The 18428-nt window shown below is 61.0% G+C and carries 20 protein-coding genes and 1 CRISPR repeat array; of the genes, 9 read left to right on the top strand and 11 right to left on the bottom strand.

Annotated elements, in window-relative coordinates:
* Positions 1-3: 3 nt before the first annotated feature.
* Positions 4-1545 carry an APC family permease gene (locus MOV14_RS01980; RefSeq protein ID WP_318537555.1) on the bottom strand — a complete coding sequence of 514 codons (1542 nt, stop codon included), beginning with the start codon at positions 1543-1545 and terminating at the stop codon, positions 4-6.
* A gap of 210 nt (positions 1546-1755) precedes the next feature.
* Between MOV14_RS01980 and MOV14_RS01975 the strand changes: the two genes are divergently transcribed.
* From MOV14_RS01975 to MOV14_RS01965, 3 genes are all read left to right on the top strand, one after another.
* The gene (locus MOV14_RS01975) at positions 1756-1953 is read left to right on the top strand and encodes a hypothetical protein (protein ID WP_318537554.1); all 198 of its coding nucleotides are present in this window, start codon (positions 1756-1758) and stop codon (positions 1951-1953) included.
* 81 nt (positions 1954-2034) lie between these two features.
* Positions 2035-2562: a hypothetical protein gene (locus MOV14_RS01970; RefSeq protein ID WP_318537553.1), complete on the top strand. Its 528-nt coding sequence runs from the start codon at positions 2035-2037 to the stop codon at positions 2560-2562.
* 304 nt (positions 2563-2866) lie between these two features.
* Positions 2867-3799, top strand: coding sequence for a prenyltransferase/squalene oxidase repeat-containing protein (locus tag MOV14_RS01965; RefSeq protein WP_318537552.1), 933 nt, complete (start codon positions 2867-2869; stop codon positions 3797-3799).
* Between the two features lie 49 nt (positions 3800-3848).
* On the opposite strand, the gene MOV14_RS01960 is transcribed toward MOV14_RS01965, so the two are convergent.
* Positions 3849-4046: a hypothetical protein gene (locus MOV14_RS01960; protein WP_318537551.1), complete on the bottom strand. Its 198-nt coding sequence runs from the start codon at positions 4044-4046 to the stop codon at positions 3849-3851.
* Positions 4019-4204 carry an AbrB/MazE/SpoVT family DNA-binding domain-containing protein gene (locus tag MOV14_RS01955; RefSeq protein WP_442786690.1) on the bottom strand — a complete coding sequence of 62 codons (186 nt, stop codon included), beginning with the start codon at positions 4202-4204 and terminating at the stop codon, positions 4019-4021. Before MOV14_RS01955 ends, MOV14_RS01960 begins: the two co-directional genes overlap by 28 nt.
* Positions 4205-4480: 276 nt before the next feature.
* Between MOV14_RS01955 and MOV14_RS01950 the strand changes: the two genes are divergently transcribed.
* The 3 genes from MOV14_RS01950 to MOV14_RS01940 all read left to right on the top strand — a co-directional run bounded on the left by MOV14_RS01950 (position 4481) and on the right by MOV14_RS01940 (position 6964).
* Complete coding sequence (locus tag MOV14_RS01950; protein WP_318537549.1) at positions 4481-4888, top strand: hypothetical protein; 408 nt, start codon at positions 4481-4483, stop codon at positions 4886-4888.
* A gap of 62 nt (positions 4889-4950) precedes the next feature.
* The gene (locus MOV14_RS01945; protein WP_318537548.1) at positions 4951-5883 is read left to right on the top strand and encodes a hypothetical protein; all 933 of its coding nucleotides are present in this window, start codon (positions 4951-4953) and stop codon (positions 5881-5883) included.
* 277 nt (positions 5884-6160) lie between these two features.
* The gene (locus MOV14_RS01940) at positions 6161-6964 is read left to right on the top strand and encodes a hypothetical protein (protein WP_318537547.1); all 804 of its coding nucleotides are present in this window, start codon (positions 6161-6163) and stop codon (positions 6962-6964) included.
* Positions 6965-7019: 55 nt separating this feature from the next.
* Here MOV14_RS01940 and MOV14_RS01935 read toward each other — a convergent pair whose 3' ends face one another.
* The 5 genes from MOV14_RS01935 to MOV14_RS01915 form a co-directional block, all read right to left on the bottom strand.
* Entirely contained in the window at positions 7020-7541 is a 522-nt protein-coding gene (locus MOV14_RS01935) for a DUF3368 domain-containing protein (RefSeq protein WP_318537546.1), read from the bottom strand.
* Entirely contained in the window at positions 7525-7845 is a 321-nt protein-coding gene (locus tag MOV14_RS01930; protein ID WP_318537545.1) for a UPF0175 family protein, read from the bottom strand. Before MOV14_RS01930 ends, MOV14_RS01935 begins: the two co-directional genes overlap by 17 nt.
* Positions 7846-7933: 88 nt before the next feature.
* The gene (locus MOV14_RS01925; RefSeq protein WP_318537544.1) at positions 7934-8404 is read right to left on the bottom strand and encodes a type II toxin-antitoxin system VapC family toxin; all 471 of its coding nucleotides are present in this window, start codon (positions 8402-8404) and stop codon (positions 7934-7936) included.
* Positions 8394-8624 (bottom strand): type II toxin-antitoxin system VapB family antitoxin, encoded by a 231-nt coding sequence (gene vapB / locus MOV14_RS01920; protein ID WP_318537543.1) that lies wholly within the window; start codon positions 8622-8624, stop codon positions 8394-8396. Before vapB ends, MOV14_RS01925 begins: the two co-directional genes overlap by 11 nt.
* 734 nt (positions 8625-9358) lie before the next feature.
* Positions 9359-10891 (bottom strand): aldehyde dehydrogenase family protein, encoded by a 1533-nt coding sequence (locus MOV14_RS01915; RefSeq protein WP_442786689.1) that lies wholly within the window; start codon positions 10889-10891, stop codon positions 9359-9361.
* A 380-nt stretch (positions 10892-11271) separates the two neighbouring features.
* Here MOV14_RS01915 and MOV14_RS01910 point away from each other — a divergent pair, with 380 nt between their 5' ends.
* Complete coding sequence (locus tag MOV14_RS01910) at positions 11272-12297, top strand: hypothetical protein (protein ID WP_318537541.1); 1026 nt, start codon at positions 11272-11274, stop codon at positions 12295-12297.
* 128 nt (positions 12298-12425) lie between these two features.
* Here the strand turns inward: MOV14_RS01910 and MOV14_RS01905 are convergent, their stop codons facing one another.
* Both MOV14_RS01905 and MOV14_RS09930 read right to left on the bottom strand, forming a co-directional pair.
* A complete protein-coding gene (locus MOV14_RS01905) occupies positions 12426-13652 on the bottom strand; it encodes a restriction endonuclease (protein ID WP_318537540.1) in 1227 nt (408 codons plus the stop codon).
* 129 nt (positions 13653-13781) lie between these two features.
* On the bottom strand, positions 13782-13904 hold the full coding sequence (locus MOV14_RS09930; RefSeq protein WP_326403749.1) for a hypothetical protein: 123 nt from the start codon (positions 13902-13904) through the stop codon (positions 13782-13784).
* A 616-nt stretch (positions 13905-14520) separates the two neighbouring features.
* Positions 14521-16676: direct repeats of the CRISPR family, unit length 25 nt; unit sequence GCAGAAGTCAAGAGACAATTGAAAG.
* Between the two features lie 207 nt (positions 16677-16883).
* On the opposite strand from MOV14_RS09930, the gene MOV14_RS01900 reads away from it, so the two are divergent.
* Both MOV14_RS01900 and MOV14_RS01895 read left to right on the top strand, forming a co-directional pair.
* Positions 16884-17108 (top strand): hypothetical protein, encoded by a 225-nt coding sequence (locus tag MOV14_RS01900; protein ID WP_318537539.1) that lies wholly within the window; start codon positions 16884-16886, stop codon positions 17106-17108.
* On the top strand, positions 17083-17472 hold the full coding sequence (locus MOV14_RS01895) for a hypothetical protein (RefSeq protein WP_318537538.1): 390 nt from the start codon (positions 17083-17085) through the stop codon (positions 17470-17472). Before MOV14_RS01900 ends, MOV14_RS01895 begins: the two co-directional genes overlap by 26 nt.
* A gap of 231 nt (positions 17473-17703) precedes the next feature.
* Here the strand turns inward: MOV14_RS01895 and MOV14_RS01890 are convergent, their stop codons facing one another.
* Positions 17704-18426 (bottom strand): CRISPR-associated endonuclease Cas3'', encoded by a 723-nt coding sequence (locus tag MOV14_RS01890; protein ID WP_318537537.1) that lies wholly within the window; start codon positions 18424-18426, stop codon positions 17704-17706.
* Positions 18427-18428: the final 2 nt, after the last annotated feature.

The following is an 18428-nucleotide window of genomic DNA, read 5'->3' as shown; positions in this document are numbered from 1 at the left end:
CCCTCACTCGGCTTTGGCCGGCCCGACCGCGGAGTAGTAGCCCCAGGCGTAGAACGCCGTGGCGACCGCAAGCAGGACGGCTGTGTCCCAGGGGGTGGGGATGAGGCCGAGAGGCTCAACCGGGAGGAAGTTGCTGTACGTGAAGGTCTTGTCGCCCAGCAGCGAGAGAATCGGCACGGAAGCCACGTAGGCGAGCAGCCACAAGGACCTCCTGAGCTCCGCGGCGCTGAGCCTCGAGAAGACCCTGTAGACCGGGACGGCGAGGAGCATCAGCAACGAGCCGGTGAGGGTCCAGGGCCAGCAGGCCCAGTACATGTAGAGGGTCGAGAGGGCGAAGCCCAGCCAGCCCAGCAGCAGCGGCGCGGGGGCCCTGAACGGCCTCGCTGCATCCCGGAGCATCCTCCGGGATACGGGGAGCGACAGGGAGCTCGTCGCGTATGCTAGGAACGCGGCGATCATCGACAGGAGCACCACGCTGGGGAAGGAGGGGACGGCGAGCATCACCAGGCCGGTCAGAAGGGACGAGAAGACCAGGGCGTTGGCCGGCGTGCCGAACCTCGGGTGGACCTCCCCCAGCCTCGCCCAGAGCCTCGACTCCCGCGCAAGGGCGAAGGCAACCCTGCCCTGAAGGAGCACCCAGGCGGAGAAGCAGCCCAGCGTGCTCAGCGCGGCGCCGGTGAACGCCAGGTGGGCCACGGCGGGCATGCCGAGTGACTGGGCGACGTCCGCGAAGGGGGAGGAGAGGTTAGCCAGGGAGGCCCAGTCCCCCTCCCGCAGGCCGAGGAGCCCCCAGTCCACGGAGCCAACGAACGCGGCGAACGCGAGGGCGTAGACCAGCGTCACCAGCGAGACGGTCAGGAGCAGGCTCCTCGCGATGTTCCTGTCGGGGTCCAGCGCCTCCTCGCCAACCAGGCTCACCGACTCGACTCCGGCGTACATCCAGAACCCGAACGCCACGGCGAGCGCCAGGCCCTGCGCCCCGTAGGGGGCGAGGCTGGAGAAGTTCGAGGGCTTGAAGCGGAGCAGCAGCGCCGCAGAGACCGCGGCGATCGCAGCGACCTTCGCCACCGTCAGCGCTAGGCTCAGGCCCGCGCCGAGCCTAACCCCCCTGACGTTCACGTACGTGACGACGGTCAGGATAGCCAGCGAGAGGCCCACCCCGTAGCCCGTCAGCGTGAGGCCCTCCGCGAGCCAGGGCGCGTAGAAGGAGAGGTAGAGGACGAAGGAGTATATGATCGCGGCCGTCCCCACGACGCAGGACAGGTAGTAGCTCCACCCCGTCACGAAGCCCGCGAAGTCGCCGAGGACTTCTCGCGGGAAGTAGTACACCCCGCCGGCCCTCGGGAAGAGCGTTCCCAGCTCAGCGTACACCAGCCCGAGCATAAGCGTCGCGCCGCCCATGAGGAGCACAGCCAGCACCGCGGAGGGGCCGGCGACGGAGGCTAGTAGCCCAGGAGTCGAGAACACGCCCGAGCCCACCATGCTCCCAACGCTCACTCCGGTCAAAGCCGCCAAGCCGAGGACGCGCCTGAGCTCCCGACGCATAGCCCTTAACCCGTCCGAGACCTTTTTTGAGCCTTTCCAATCTATACGCGTCGGTAATCAGCACCGGAGAGCACGCGTAGCGCAATCCTCCCAGGCGAGATGAGCCCCGAGCATCCCACCGCAGGTTGAGGGTCAGAACGGAAAGCCCCGCCATGGTTTTTTAACACATTGGAAAAGGAGCACCATAAAAGCCTGAGCCACGTATGGTTCATGATGGTTAAGAGGGTCGAGCACGCTGGCGGCGAGCTCTACGCGTGCGAGGTCTGCGGGCTCGTGTACAGGGACTTCGAGCACGCTTTAGCCTGCGAGGAGTTCTGCAGAAGCCACCCCGGCCGCTGTAGCCGATCAGCGTCCGCGAGGGCCGTGGGGCGGCTTCTCCCAGACGGGGGCCTCCAGCTCTTCCGCTGAGCGGGCAACGACACGTGAAAATGGCTAGATATCGCGCCCTCGACATAAAGGAATACAAGCCTCCCCCTGAATGGTGCAACCGTGCGAGCAGCGAAGCCCAGAGCCCTGAAGGTCTCGCTCGCCTCGACCCTGGGCGTCCTCGCGTTCCTCACAAAGCTCCTGCTCCCAACCCCCTACGACAAGCTCCTCATAGTCCTGCACGCGTACCTCCTAGCCCTCAGCTCCCTCATCGCAGGCGGCTTCGGCGCCACATACACGGGCCTGGTCGTGGGGGTCCTGACGACGTGGTGGAGGCCCGCCTTCTTCCCACTAAGCCTAATCTTCGACGCCTTCTACGGGCTCACCACAGACCTCCTCATCAGGGCGCTGAAAGCGGAGAGCCGGGCCAGAGTGCCTGCTGCGCGCCTGACAGCTGCTCTGGCCGCGAGCTCCGCGCTCACAGGCGTAACCTCGATGACGGCGGCGGTGGCCCTCGGCTTCCTCGGGATGAACCCGGCTCTCTACGCGGTCATCCTGGTCGCCGGGACGCTCGAGGGCGCCGCGGCGGGCTACCTGGCCTCAACGACATGGAACAGGTACCTCTCCAAGCACCTCGGCGCAAGCCGCTAGTATCCCGTGGGAATGGAGAAGCCCGTCACTTTAGCCTGGACTGCTCGCGCCGCTCTACCCGACCCCCTTCAGCGGCTCTGTGCCCTGGGCAGGGAGTAGCCTCCCACGAGGTTCCGCAGGGCCAAATGTCAGCGCGAGTTAGTTCACTCGTATAATTCAAAAAAACTTATTGTGTTGCTTGGCAGTTCGCCTGTGGGTGCTTAAACGTGCTCGGACGAGGGAGCGGGGAACAGTCTAAGATCATGCCCCTGGTTCGCTCAGTTTTCTCGTGCTTCACTTATAATGAGCGGTACGGTGGTCTGGCATGCAGGTGAGTGTAAGCGTTAACCTAAGGGCCGCTGTCGAGTACGTCCTCTCGAAAAGGGGCAGCGACGGAGGCTACCTGTTCTACCAGTACCTCGACATGTTCGAGTCCTCAGCGGAGGACACCTACTTCGCCTTAGCCACCCTGAAGGCCCTGGGGGTGGATCCGCCCGACAGGGAGAAAACCGTCCGCTTCCTTAGGTCCAGACAGCTTGAAGACGGGAGCTACAGGAGCGTAGAGGTGGCCTACTACGCCGTAAAGGCGCTGAGCCTTCTCGGCGAGACGCCCACCGACCCCGAAGGGGCCGCGTCGTTCCTGCGCCGAAGCCTAGCCCAGCTCCTCGCCAGGCCGGACCTCGAGCCTACAATCATAAACGAGGAGGAGCAGGAGGGCGACGGCCCCCTCAAGTCGAAGGACGCGACAGCACTGCTGACGCCAGCCGACATGCCGAGCGCGGCCGACGAGATCGCAATGAGCGTGGTGGCGCTGAAGGCTCTAGGCTACGACCTAGCCGGGCTGGAGGAGCCCGTGGCCAGCTTTCTCCTCGCGCTCAGGAAGAGCGACGGAGGCTTCGGGGCGAGGGACGTCAGCGTCGAGTCAACGTACAGGGTCCTCGAAGCGCTACACGCCCTGAACCGCCTGCCGCAAGACCTCGAGCCAACCCTCGGGTACCTGAGGCGCTCAGAGAACCCGGAAGGCGGCTTCAGCGCGAGCCCATACACGAAGAGCAACTTCATCGAGCACCTCTACTTCGGCCTCACGTCGCTCAGGATCCTCGGCGCGAAGCCCAACCACAGAGCCGCACACATAGACTACGTGGCCAAGTGCCAAAGCGAGAAGGGAGGCTTCAAGAGAACGCCGCTCCTGGGAATACCCACCATCGAGTACACATACTACGCGGTTGCCAGCCTAAAGGAACTAGGAGCGATTTAAACCCAGACCCTCCACCCAGCATCCTTACGCGCGGTGCCGGCACGCTCCTCTAAAACTTTTTCCTCCCGAGCGGCCTCCGCCAGAAACGCGCCGCCAGCCTCGCCTCCTCGACTAGCATACTCACGCTCAGGTAGACGACCAGGCTGGCGTCGACGAAGACCCTCGCAGGAGCTCCTCCTCCAGCTCCACCCCCTCCAGCTCGCCCAGCCTCTCCTCCCCTCATCCTAGCCCTCCTCTCCATGTCCACCTCACAACCTCCTCGGGGTTCTCGACTCCTCTGAGCAGGATCCCCCCCTTCGCCAGCTCGAGAAGTAGCACCCCCTTCAAGATCCGGTAAGCCTCACTAAGCGCCTTCGGGATAACTACCTGTCCCTTGGGGCCGACCCTCACGCGGATTCTAACCATCCTTTGCACTTCTTCCAACCATGATTCATACATGATTCATACGTTACTTTGCTTCCTCACGTGGATTGAGAAGGCCTCCTCTTATACGAGGTCACTCCTATTGGCCTCCGGCTGCAGTGAGATTCGGATGAGGGAGGTTGGACACAGAGAAGCGAACAGAAGCTTCGAAGGGTTTTGTCGTATCACGGCCTTCTGCGTTTTACACATAACATATATGATAGATTTTAAGGATAAAAATACAAATAAGTTTATATATGTCTCATTTTTTCTGCATTTATGAGGAAAAAAGTAAAAAGCCGTAAAGCCGGCTTCCTCTCCGCGTTCCTCGCACTAGGCGTGCTGGCCCAAGTGCTGTTCACGGCGAGCGCCCAGCCCCAGGGGTACACGCTCGTCTACTCCTCTCCCTTAGCCTACCCCTCCGAGGGGGCTGAGTGGATGAACCCCAAGGCTGTCTACGTGAAGGCCGACGGGGAAGGGCTGTACTTCTACGTCGAGTACTACGGCCCTATGCCCAGCTCCGGGGATGAGTGGAGGCGCATAGCCATAGACCTTGACTCAGACGGCAACCCAGCTACAGGCGATAGGAGCTCGGCGGACTTCGGTGCAGACTACGATTTCCTCTTCGTCACAGCCGGAGACCCCTCGAACTGCCCAGACACCTTGTCTGCAGGTGGGCAGAGCTAACCCCCTGGAACACCACGCTGAACTGGTTTGACCTCGACAATTCGAGGAACGTGACGGCGAGCGTGAAGCAGGAGCCCGGGCTAAGCTACGCTGAAATACGATTCAGCAAAGAGGACGTCAACTTCAGCCAAAGCAAGGTGAAGTTCAAGCTGACCTTCATCTCCCAGGTCCTAGCCATCCCAGACGCCTCGGCGAGCTACGTGCTGGGCTCCTCGGCGGCCCGGGTAACCGTCGACGGCAACACCGCCGACTGGGGCTCCACAGCCCCCCTGCTGAAATTCCCCTCAAGGTCCATAGCCCCGCCTGACCTCGAAGTCTCCAGCGTCTACGTTGCAGACGACACCGAAAACCTATACCTCAGGATAGACACGAGGCGGGCTCCAGCCACAAGCCTTAAAGGCGGCTACCTCTCGCGGTCCCTATACGTATACTTCGACACAGACGACGACAGCAAGACAGGGGACCCCTGGCACAGTGGAGCAGAGCTCCTCCTAAAGGCGGAGTTCAACGTAAACCCAACCCGCAAGAGCAGCACCGCAGTCTACTACAGGTACTCGGGGGACTGGAAAATGCTCGCCATCAACGACTCAAACACGGGTTTCAACGACGCCTTTGAGGCCAAAATACCCCTAAGCTACATGGGAGCAAAGCCCGGGCAGCGCATCAAAATACATCTCACGTGGATCCTCTGGCAGTTCGTCGCCGAGACCCCAGTCCTCGAGTACCCGCCCACAACACCCACCACCGAGGTCTCGCAGCCTGCAAAACCCACAGAGAGCACACCAAACCCCCAGACCCCACCCGAAGCTCAGCAACCAACCCAGACCCAGCAGCCCCCGCAACCCTCCACCCAGCCCGCAACACCATCCAACTCCACAAGCTCACTCAGCGCCGAGGCGCTCCTCGCCCTGGGTGTCCTGGCCCTAATCGTAGCTATGGCTCTGCTGGCAACCAGGAGGAGAAGAGCCCCGCCCCCACCCCCTCCACCAAGCTAGCTAGCCTTAAGCAAGGAGCAAGCTGAAGAGCTAGAAAGGGAGAATCGTTGCACGAGCTTAAGGCCCCAGCCTCAAAGCCCTGGTATGCATGCGTGGAATAGGGGAAAAGACTGCAGTAGCCCTACCAAGCGGCATACAAAATTCTCGAAAATGCTTAATCCTCGACCCCGCTTAAACCTCATCTAACCCGCCCACGAGCCCAACAGCCCCTCGCGGAGCCCACCCCCGCTAGCCTCAACGACTTTATAAGCCCCGCACCCTAAACAAAGTAGGGCAGATGGCGCATCTGGAGCTTCGGAAAAGGCTGCTCGACCTGCTCAAGGAGGACGAGGAGCTACGATACGCCGTGGCGGGCCTCCTGGGCCTAGAGGACCTCAGAGCATCGGCCAAAAGGCTCGAGGAAGCCCTCGCCAAGCTAGCCGAGGCGCAGGCCAGGTTCGAGGAGAGGCTCTCAGAAGTCGAGACCCGAGTAGGTCGGCTTGAGGAGGCAATCGCCAAGCTGGCCGAAGCCCAAGCAAAGTCGGAGGAGAGGCTCGCAGCCCTCGAGGCACGCACCGGCAAGCTGGAGGACGCGGTAGCCAGGCTTGAGACCGCGTTGGCGAAGCTTGCTGAGGCGCAGGCAAAATCGGAGGAGAGGCTGTCCAGGCTCGAGGAAGCTGTCGCCAAGCTAACCGAGGGGCTCGACGCTCTCCGAGTCGAGGTGGGGAGGCTCTCCGAGACACTGGGCTTCGGTCTCGAGGACATCGCGAGGGTGGGCCTCCCCGGCTGGCTGCACAGGCACCTAGGGGTCGAGGTTGGGGAGCTGAGGAGGGAGTTCCTCCAGGTAAAGGGGGAGGAGGTGAAGGTGAACCTCTACGGGGAGGGCTCCCTCAACGGGGAGAGAGTCGTCGTCCTCGGCGAGGTCAAGTCCAAGATCAGCGACTCCGACGTCGAGCGCTTCTACAGGCGCGTCTACAAGCCAGCCTCAGAGGCCCTCGCGTGCAGGACCATAGGCGTGCTCTTCGGCTACCTCATCTACCCACCCGCCAAGGAGAGGGCGCGCAGCCTCGGGCTGCACACCGTAGCCAGCTACGAGAGGTGAAGCCGCAAACCCCCTTATCCGCGGAGCCTTGAAACCTTTAACCGGCGCGCAGGCTCTAACCCCTGCCGGTCTTCGCGAGCTCCTCCCTGATCCTCGCGTAGAGACCCGCTGAGACCCGAAAGCCCCTCAGCACGAGCCTGTCTAGGATCAGCAGAGCCTCCTCCGGCGCCACCGCACCCCTCCTCGCCGCGGCGACGAGGACGTAGAGAGTCCCGTGGACCTCAAGCCCCAGCGAGCGGGCCACGAGCCTAGCAGCCCTGTCGTCCACGAGCACGTGGCAGGGCCTCATGAGCAGCGCCAGGGCAAAGACCTCAGCCTCCCCTCTGTGGATCAAAGGTGCTGAGCGAGCGATCACGTCGGCCTCTCCTCCAGGGGCTTCCGCGACGCGCACCAAGCCAGACTCCACCGCAGACTTAACGGCCTCGACGTCCGAGAAGCCTCTCTCAAGCCCCCTAACCACGACTTCCTCGTACACGGCCCTCGGGATCACGACCTCCTCGTAGACCGCGCCGAGGAGGCGCAGGGCGCGAGTCCTAGCCAGGTGTATCAGGGGCGTGGAGTTAGCTACCGCCCTCACCGAGCGCAGCCCTCAAGTCCTCCTCCAGCTCCCGCAAGCCGTACTGAACCTCAACCTCCCGCTTCTCCAGCTCTCCCACCATCTCCCAGAGGCTCAGCCCCGCCAGCTCCGCCGCTCTCCACAGGGTAACCCGCCCCTCACGGTAAAGCCTCAAGGCGAGCTCGACCCTCCTCTCCCTAACACCCTGCGCGAGAATCTCTCTGACCACCTCACCCCTCTCCCGCCCCTCCAGCTTGGCCAGCTCGTCGAGCCACCTCAGAACCTCCCTGGGCACCCTCACCGAGAGAACCTCCACGCAGCTCACCGTGTACAAATGTATACGGGCAGGATATATGCTTAACCCCGCGGCGCACCTAGCCCGACTCCACCGCTGATCCAAGGGGCCTAGACCCTCAGCGGGCCTGCCGCTCGCTACCAGGCGCCGAGCTAGACCCGTTGTAGTCCCTGATGTGCCTCACAGGTTCCTCGCCGCCCAGGCTCCTCAAGAGCCTCTCGTCCGCCGTGTACACGACGGTCCCGAGCGAGCGCGCCAGTGCCACGTAGAGCGCATCGTACACGCTCACACCCCTCGCCAGGCTGAACTCCAGCGCCGCCCGAAGCAGCCCCTCGTCGACGCCCACCAGCCCGACCTCCGTCCTCCAGAGCAGCTCCAAGGCCCGCAGCGCGCGCCCCGCGTCGAGGAACCCCCTCGCGACGTACTTCCTAAGCGCGCTCGCCACCTCCACCGGCGCGGTGCACGGCGCGACGACCCTGACGCGCCCGAAGAGGTGGTCGTCCCTCAGCGCCCACGCCTGCTCGTAGAAGTCCTCGGGGACAAACCACTTGACGAGGACGCTAGCGTCGGCGACAACGCTACCGCTCATCCCGCACCTCCCTGACGAACTCCGCCGCGTAGTTGCCGCTCAGCCTCCCAATCTCCCTCGCGAGGGCCTCAGCCTCCTCCCTGAGCCTCCTCGCCCTCTCCTCCCTGACCCGCCTGGCCAGGAACTCCCTCACCTCCCTACCGTAGTCTATCCCCAGCCTCTCCAGCTCCTCCTTGAGTTGCCTGGGCACCCTGATCCCCAGCACGACTGTCGACCCCACCCCGCTCACCGTAACACTTCAACGCTAACAACATTAATAAGCTTACTGTTAACAAACTAAGTTAACAAAGGGGGACTCTGCGCGCTCTAGCCGGGCCCCCGCCACCCTGAGCTCAAAGCAAGATTGCGAGCCACAGCGCGGCTTCATTGAGCTCAGTGCCGTAGCGCCAACGTCGAGCATCAGCAGGGCCTGCTAGCCTGCACAGTGCCGGTCAGCCCCATGAGGGGCACGGAGTTAGCTACCGGCATCAGGCGAGCGCAACCCCCCAAAGCAGTACTGAAGCACAGCCCCCCGCTTACCCAGCCCCACCTTTTAGAGGCTAAGCCCAGCGACTTGCCCCTAGGACGGTGCGACCCCGCGGCAGAGCCTCGGTGCAAGCACACCCCTCACACACTATGCGCCAGAACCTCCCCCATAACCCCCGGCTCGGCCAGCACGCTAAGCCGCAGGAACATCCCAGGAAACCCCTACGCTTACCGCGGATAACCGCATACCGCCTGCTAACCCCCTCGATGCGCAGAAAACATATCGCAGGCACGCCGTGCAGCACGGGTAGGTGTGAGCGTGTGGAGCAGAAATTCTGTGTAGATTCCTCGCACGCGAGGAGCTCTCGAGGAGGCTCAAGAGGCGGGTCCTCCTCACCGAGCCCAAGTACAGCAGGCTGGCGCGCACCCTAGCCTAGGCGGTGCGCATCAGGCGACGCAAAAGATTGCCGTCGGGCTGCACCAGCATGCTCACTCCGCGTAGCTCCAGACGCCCCTCCCCTTGAAGTTGAACACGATCGTCTTGTAGGCGCTCACGTGCTCGACCGCGTACGCCACCCCCTCCCTCCCGATGCCCGAGTCTTTACGGCCGCCGAACGGGTAGTAGCCGATCCCGTGCCTCGGCATGTCGTTGACGTAGATCGCCCCGAACTCCAGGAACCTTACCAGCCTCCGGATGCGCTCCAGGTCCCTGCCGAAGATCGCCGCGTCGAGCCCGTGCCTCCTCCCGTTGGCGATCTCGATGGCCTCCTCCTCGCTCTGGAAGTCGGTCACCACAGCCACGGGGGCGAAGACCTCCTCCCTGTACAGCCTCATCCCCCTGAGCGCCTGCTTGTCCAGCACTTCAACCAAGGTCGGCTCAACCAGCGTGGGGCCCAGCCTGCGGCCGCCGTACAGCACCCGCCCGCCCATCCTCAACGCCTCCTCCACCGCGCTCAGCATGTCCTCGACGGCCCCCTCGTCGATCAGCGGGCCCATCACCGTCTCGGGGCTCCTCGGGTCGCCGACCACCACCTTGGAGAGCTCCCGCACAAGCCTCTCGGTGAACTCCCCGTACACGGGCCTCTCGACGAGAACCAGCTTCACCGCGTCGCACCTCTGCCCCGAGTAGCTGTACACCCCGGCGGCAACCCCTTCCGCGGCCAGCTCCAGGTCGGCGTCCGCCAGCACGATCGCCGGGTCCCCGCCGCCCAGCTCCATCACGAACTGCTTGATCCCAGCCCTGGCAAGGATCCTCCTGCCCGTCTCGCTGCTCCCAGTGAAGCTGATCACGCTCACCCTGTCGTCCGAGACCAGCCTGTCGCTCTCGCTACCCGGCAGCGTGACGACCGCGAAGGACTCAGCCGGGAAGCCCGCCGCCTCAGCCAGCCTGGCGAACAGCAGAACCGGCAGGGGGTCAGCGGACGGGGGCTTCAGCACCACCGCGTTCCCCGCGACCACGCTGTACGTGAATTTCGCGACGCTGTCGAAGAGCGGGTAGTTGAACGGCGCGACAGCCAGCACGACGCCGTACGGCTCCCTCCTCACGATAGCCTCGGTCCCAGCCGTCGTCGAGTCCCAGTCCCCCGGCGCGTACTCCCCGAAGATCTTCCTCGCGTCAAGGCTTGCCCTCCGGAGCCTGATGATGCTGGAGTCCACCTCCCCCGCCGCCTGCCTCCGCGTCTTCCCCGCCGTCACCACCAGCGACCACTCAAGGTCCTCCCTGTACCTCTCCAGGAGCCCCGCGAGCCTCTCGAGCAGCTCCAGCCTCCTCCACCCAGGAGTGTCCCTGATCGCCCACCTCCCCCTCCTGTACACCCTCTCCAGCGCCGCGTCCACCTGCCCCCAGGAAAGCCTAGGCACCTCCGCCACCACCGACAGGTCGATCGGGCTCCTCACCCTCGTGTACTCGTCAGCCGAAACCCACTCGCCAGCCAAGTACGTCTTGAACCTCAGCACCCCGCCAGCCTCCTCGAAGATCCCGGAGAAGACATCCCCCTTAACCCGAAGCTCAACCCTACCCAGGTTACCCGTCACTCCAATCACCACGCAGAAACAACCCCCAAGCCATAAAAAACCAGCGTATCCCACATGGATATTAAACTGATTTCGACATATCGAGACCACAACCAGTACACCAGCCCAGCCCCCGCCTCTCGGCTAGCCACCAGTCCCTCGGCGAGCCAACAACACGCCCCAGCACCGACGCCCCCTTGCTCCTGACGCTTCAGAAACAAAACACCTATAGCTTGCCCTCTAGCAAGCAAGGTTAACGTGCTAAACAGGTCTCCATGCTTAAAAAGTAACAAGTAACCCTATCAGTTTCAGCCACCCTCTATCATAGAGGTTGGGCTCAATCAGGATTATGTTTTTTATAAGAGTTGCGAGCTATCCAATTGAGCGCTATGCCCCCGTGGTACGTGCACGAGGCCGTTGCAAGGGACGTTTTCTCGATACCCGTGGAGATCACGCGGGAGGTGAACCGGCTTATCGACGCCGGGCCTGTGCACGACGCCGGCAGGTACATGCCCGAGGAACCCTCCCTCTTCGAGCTATACTTCAGGCTAGAGGAAGCGCAAGAGAAGTCGAAGAAGCGCTGGGAGGCGGAGCACGTCGTAAGGAGTATCCTGGGCCGCGGGCAGCTGTGGGTCGACGCGTTCCTCGTCCACCACTTCCTGGACGTTCTCGGGCCGAGGGCCGCTGCCCTGAAGGTCACCGGCTACCCCTACGAGGAGGCCAGGCTCGGCATGATGCACGGCGCGGTGGCCGACCTGGTTTACCACTTCAGCCTCTCTGAGCTGACGGCGAGGTACGCTGACGAGCGCTACCTGCTAGAGAAGTTCGGAGGCGAGGTCTTCGACCGGGTGGTCTTCCACGAGGCCTTCGACGGGTGGGCTCAGCTCGTGGCAAGCAAGGAGCTGGAGCTCGAGAGAAGCACGGACGTTGCTAGGCGCGTCGAGGAAATTACCAGGAGCAAGCTCAAGAAAATCGACAGGATAAGAATTCCCAGCCTCTGGTACGTTGAGAGAGATGAAGATGCGAGGCCCTTCAAGCTGGAAAAGATCCGCGGAGACGCCATGTACTACGTCTCCCTCCTCGCGGCAAGGCTCTCCCACCTCTTCTTCTACGCGCTCCTCACGCCGCTAAGCCAACAGATGATCAGCGAACGTCTCCTAAAGGTAGGATTGAACGCGAACTCCTCTATAGCTAGGAATGCGCACGCGGCGTGCATGAGTACCGACAATGAGGGCAGTTGCTACGAGGCCGCCCTGAGGGAGGTTAGGCGGTCTGCCGACCTTCTCACAAAAGCCCACTTGGAGGGTGGCGGGGACTTCAGGATCCAAGTCCCGGAGCGCGTCTTCGAGGAGTACGCCAGGATCTTCGCGAAAGGCTACTTCACAGTCAAGAAGATTATAGAGGAGTCAGCGTAGACCTTCCCAGGGCCCATTCGCTTAAGGCATTTTTCCCCGCGCTGCCTGCCACCTCAACGAGCGCCACAGCCCAGCCTACACGCCGCTGACGCCACCGAAGGTGCTCGCCCGCGCCCGCGGCGCACCGCCTACACGCTCACTAGCGCGTCGGCTAAAGTGGGTTGCTCCAGCCACCCAGCTAGGTGAATGAAGCGGTACGACCCATCCTTCTTCTCCATCTTGACCCTGTAGGTCGGCACGTAAAGCAAGCTGACTGCTCTCACCTCCAGATCGTAGAGCTCCTCGACCACGCGTCTGAGGTGGTCTAGGTCGATTCTTGGCTCTGAGGAGCGGCCCCGCGGTGGGCCTTTCTTTGCTGCTTCAGGCTCTACCAGACTGGAGCCGGCTTCCTCGAGCTCCTCGATCGTCGGGAACGGGGAGCTGTAGACCCTCACCGTCCTCCTGCCTCTACTCCCCTCGCTCGCCCACGTGCCGTCATAGGCTATTTCCCTCACGAGGAGGAGCCCTTTCTCGTCGAGTTTACTCAGCACGCGTGCCAGCTTGCTCCTGCTCCACCCGGTTTCCTGGATGAGGTCCTCGGCGGCTGCGCTCTCGTACCGGCCGAGAACTCTGAGCAGCTCGAGCTCGTCGTCCGACAGGGGCTTCACGCTCACCGCCTCTATGGAGCCTCTCCCGTAGAACACCAGCCCACCGTTCACCGCGCTGACGTAGAAGCCCACCTCGCGGTGCCTGGTCACCCTCTTCCTGACGAGCACGCCTTCCTCCTCCTCATAAGTGTGGATTCCATCGATGCGGTAGAGGGGGGTGTAAACGAGGGTAGCCTCCACGGGCTCCTCCACTTTGGCGAACAGCTTCTTCACGGCGAACCTCTCTGCCAGCATGATGGCCTCGCGGGCCCCGTAGGCGGGATCGAGGTGTAGCTTCTCAAGAACCTCCTCGGCCCTAACCGCTCTTATCTCCTGAGCCATCTTGTCGAGGTCCAGGAGCTTTACACCCAGGATCTCCGCCGTCTTCACGGCGTCCTCCGTGAAGCCCTTCGCCGAGACAACGTAGACCTCAGAGGCGCCGACGTCCCTTGCGACGTGGTGCGCCTTGATGATCCACTCCTTCGGGATAGGCTTCCCGTAGTTCTTAGCCTCAACCACTCCCACAACGTCGCCCTTGACGATCAGCACGTCTATCTCGTGCCTGGCACCCGAGAAACCTGTCCTCACGACGTTCCTCCTAATGCTGTACCCCAACCCTTGGAAGTACTTCTCCACGGTCTCCTCGAACAGGTGACCCTTCCTGTATCGCTCCAGACTCTTTTTAGACGAGCTCTTGGCCTTCCTACCGCTAGCCCTTTTCGTTTTCACATCGATTCATCTACTTTTAGGGAGCTTGGCTCGAATAAAAGTTTACGCTGAGGGCAGGAGTGGCATTAAAACGTCTAGATGCGCAACTCCCCTCTCCTAATCCATATACATTGGAGCACGTTGCGGAAGCTAGCCCTCAAGGTAGACCCTACCGTCCATTACCTTGAACCTCTCCTCAGCGGCAGACTCTGCGCTTAGAGCCCCCTTCAAGCAGAAAAGCACCGGGCAGGGGAACGTATCCCTAAACCACACGAGCGGAAAGCCTCTCCTCAGATCCCCATGCTCCCACTCGTTAGCCTACCCCGGGCTCCTGAGCCCTGAACCGGACCAGCTTATCGGCAGACGAGCCCCCAACCCGTCTAGAAGTCGCCCCGGGCGCCGTTGCGAACAGCGCACTGGCCTCCATCAGAGGAAGTGCTCTAAAAAGGGACGCTTAGACTTAAGCGTGCCTAGGCTGTGGAAGAGTATTGACTCGGCGAGCCCACTGCTTTATCCGAGGCTTCCACGGGTTCGAGAAAAACGCTTCTAGTGACTCCTTGTTCTCGCACGGGATGGTAGCCCAGCGAGCTCCTCGACGCCATAGCCGGCGCGCTAAAATCACCTAAAGTATGTTGAGAGCCCCTTTAAACGTTATTTTCAGCAGTGAAAAGATTAGCTATATTTAAGGTTTTCTCTGGGAGGGTTAGGCTGGAACATAACCCAGTTATTTTATATTTCAAATTTCATTAATATTGCGAACTTTTAAAATAGAGGGAGGGTTCGAAGTCACAACCACGGGAAGAGGCATGCTGTAAAACGCGTGTTCGCAAGGGAGCAGGGAGCAGGTCGAAAAGGAACACTTAAATACCCCCTCCCACACCGTTTAACGGCAGAAGTCAAGAGACAATTGAAAGTGGGTAATACGGCACCTGTCTCTCACCCGATTCATACCACCAGCAGAAGTCAAGAGACAATTGAAAGTTACCCTTCCAGGCGAGCACCACGGGTATCACGCGGTTCATGACGTGCAGAAGTCAAGAGACAATTGAAAGGGCTCTCGAAGCGCGTCCTCGAGGTATGGGTTGACTCGCAGAAGTCAAGAGACAATTGAAAGTCGCCTACAGTTGTCCAGTTGTACCTAGGCAACAGCTCCCGCAGAAGTCAAGAGACAATTGAAAGAATGTGCAAACAGACCCCTCAACTGCCACGCGTGTTGTACGCAGAAGTCAAGAGACAATTGAAAGCACTCCGCAAGAACAGCAGTTCCTATCCACGATTGATACAATACTGCAGAAGTCAAGAGACAATTGAAAGCTCCTGCGGCGCGGCCTCAAGCGCGGGATGGTACGACCAGCAGAAGTCAAGAGACAATTGAAAGGAAGGCGTGTCCCCCTACCTGCCACCCAACTACAAGCAGGGCAGAAGTCAAGTGACAATTGAAAGGAAAGGGAGGCCGCGACCCTTCCAGACCCCGAAAACGGTGAGGCAGAAGTCAAGAGACAATTGAAAGCGAGGCACAGCATGGTACAGCGCAACCACCACAGCGGCATACGCAGAAGTCAAGAGACAATTGAAAGATCATCTTCGACTTGGACATGCAGTTGCGTAGGCTCTACAGGGTTCTAGCAGAAGTCAAGAGACAATTGAAAGAGCATCCAGGTGCCCTCGCTCGCGCAACCGGCAGCCAAGAGCAGAAGTCAAGAGACAATTGAAAGTTGCAGGCGCTAAAGCAGGTGAGGGAAAGAGAGCTTGGACACAAGCAGAAGTCAAGAGACAATTGAAAGTTCGCCAAAAACGCTGGGTGGGGGACTGTTAGGATCAAGCTGGGCAGAAGTCAAGAGACAATTGAAAGCCGGCACCGCTGTTGCCGTAACAATCTCTCCCATTGTGCAGAAGTCAAGAGACAATTGAAAGTACGACGTGGCGCACGGGCGGAAGCAACTCACCGACATAGGCAGAAGTCAAGAGACAATTGAAAGCTACTCATTCCCATCTACCCTTCTAAACACGAAAACATAGCAGAAGTCAAGAGACAATTGAAAGACCTTGTCTCTCCAACCTTCCGGCTCCGGACCTGTCTCCGCAGAAGTCAAGAGACAATTGAAAGATGCAGGAGCGCGTAGTATACGACCCGATGAGCGGTCAGCAGAAGTCAAGAGACAATTGAAAGGACATCGCACTCGTCGAGCCCCAGCTCCTCGCCGAGGAAAACCGAGGCAGAAGTCAAGAGACAATTGAAAGTCGTGAACTGGTGAGGAAAGGACTGGCAAGCAATGTATCACCACGCAGAAGTCAAGAGACAATTGAAAGCGGGAAGCTGCCATGCTAGACAGGCTGCGGGGCCTTCCGCAGAAGTCAAGAGACAATTGAAAGCAGACACTATTCTGACCTCGGCCTCCGAGGGGAGCGTGGGCAGAAGTCAAGAGACAATTGAAAGTCCCTCGCTGGAACTCCGGTCAGTGTGACTCCGTCTAGGCTATGCAGAAGTCAAGAGACAATTGAAAGGCATGTTACGGTACTTCTTCCCGTCCCTACCGTAGCTCCTCGCAGAAGTCAAGAGACAATTGAAAGACTAGCTTGCACACGGGGCAGGGTTCTCTCCAATACCCGTGCAGAAGTCAAGAGACAATTGAAAGAGGGATACTCCAAGCGCCCAGTTCCCACTAGCTTTATCGTTCGCAGAAGTCAAGAGACAATTGAAAGCTGAGGTACTTCCCATTCCTGTGGAAGTTCTACGCGAATGCAGAAGTCAAGAGACAATTGAAAGGTACCTCTGTGAGCGAAACCTCCTCTTCCTCCTTCAGCTTCTTCCTTGCAGAAGTCAAGAGACAATTGAAAGTTCTGTTGTCGAATTTCGACGAGGAGACTAAGAAGAGGCTTGCAGAAGTCAAGAGACAATTGAAAGTAACTGCAGTATCGATAGTCTTAATTATGCGTTGAAACCTTGTTTCGCAGAAGTCAAGAGACAATTGAAAGCTCCGTGACCAGGAACGCCTCGAGGATGTAGCGCTTCTTGTCCGGCAGAAGTCAAGAGACAATTGAAAGACGGAGAGGGGCTGGGCGCGTTCTGGCCGGGCGAGTTAGAGGTACTGCTTCACCCCCGGTTGGCTAGCGTGGACGCTTTCCTATCGAGGGGTTGCGTGTGCCTGGGCCTTTGATGCTGGCTCCAGCCTCGGCGGAAGACTTATTTTATAGGGTTGTGCCTGCTGGTTGGGGGGCGCCTTGGGTCCAGGCACCCGGGCGGCTCCGCGCGTGCGGGGAGCGCTGCTGCGGCTCGCGGTGCTCCTGGCGGTCAACCTCGCCATCGCGGTCCCCCTCTCCGTGCTGCTGGGGAGCGTCCTTCCGCTCCTCTTCAAGTACACTGAACCAACGCCGCTTCGCGCGTCGGTGCTCTCGGGCCTCATCACAGCGGTGCTCATAACTATCCTACTGCTGGCGCTGGAACGGGAGGGTGCCCGAGAGCCGAAGCGCCCTTAGCGGGCGCGTGGATACGCGGGCCGCTGGAGCGGATGGCCCCAAGGTGGCTGGGGTCAGCCAGGCGCGCCTAAGAATCCAGGCTCTCTTGGAAGTCTCCTCAGGGATGGGGCAAGGACTCCCGCGCAGCACCCAGCACCTCTCTTGGCGCCGCGTGAAGGCGATGCCTTGCAACCGGCACGGGAGCTCTTCGGTAGCCTGGGGAAGGCTGGGGGATGGGAAATCCTCAAAGGTGTCCATTTCGAGGGGCGTGCGGGGCGCCGCAGTTAGATCCAGGGGCTACCTTGAGGAGACGAGGCTGGTCGAAGCGCACCGAAGCCTCGCCGAAGGCATTAGGCCTCAAGCGAGGCGAGAACCGGATTTCTAGAGGGCTTAGGGGAAGAGCTTAAGTACCTGCATCGCGCTTTGATTTTGAGGGTTTGCGGCCGCAGAGCCCCGATGCGGTGTGGGCCCGAGCGGGGATGAAGGGCCTGAGGCGGGGCCGCGGCTCGCCCTTATTCCCCCAGCTGGACTCAAGGTCACCAGCCTATCGTAAGGCCAGCGCGGCGAAAGTCCCCGGGAAGAAACGCCACTGTTCACTAAATACAAAAATATGTTATTACCTACTTTCGCCTGCCCTATACACCCCTTCCCGGAAGCTCAGTCGAATTTTCTCGAGCGCCACCTTCAGCTTCTCGGCTTCGTTGCCGAGGAGCGTGGGCTCGCCGCCCCGGGACCTGGAGGCGTAGTTGTCGGCCAGCATGAGCGGCTCCAGGAGGGCGAACACCAGCCTCAGCCTGGGCCAGTCCCCCGCTTTGAGGTCTAGAAGGCTCCTAACCTCCTCTACCTCGCGCACGCTCAGCGCCCGCGCCAGCCGCACGGGGAGGCCGGCCCTCCTCTCCAGGAGCTCCTCAAGCTCGGCTATGCACTCCTCTGCGAACCTCAGGCCGCTGCGGTTCTGGAGTAGAGCACGGGGCTTGCGCGGCATCGTGTGGTGGTGAAGGAGGACGGCGAGAGCCGCGGCCTCTTGCAGCCCCCCGAGGGATTCGCAGGACTTTAGGATCAGGGCGGCTGAGGCGAACTCGTGCCCCTGGAAGCCTCCCCGCGCGTCCTGGAACTCCAAGAGTAGCTTGCCCGCGTCGTGCAGGGTGTAGGCGGTGAGAAGAGCCTGCTCTGCCTGCTCCGCGCTCGCGCTGAGCCGAGCCCTGAGAGCTATCATGTGCACGTAGTCGGCGTAGCCGCGCTCGAGGAACACCCGCCTGATGTAATCGAGACCCTGCTCAACGTGCTCGCGCATAGTCTGCGCCACTTTGCCCTCAGAGAAGAACGCCGCGCAGCTCAAGC

Source organism: Infirmifilum sp. NZ, assembly GCF_022693705.1.
Classification (GTDB): Archaea; Thermoproteota; Thermoprotei; order Thermofilales; family Thermofilaceae; genus Thermofilum.
This window is presented reverse-complemented; position numbering and strand designations above follow the sequence as displayed.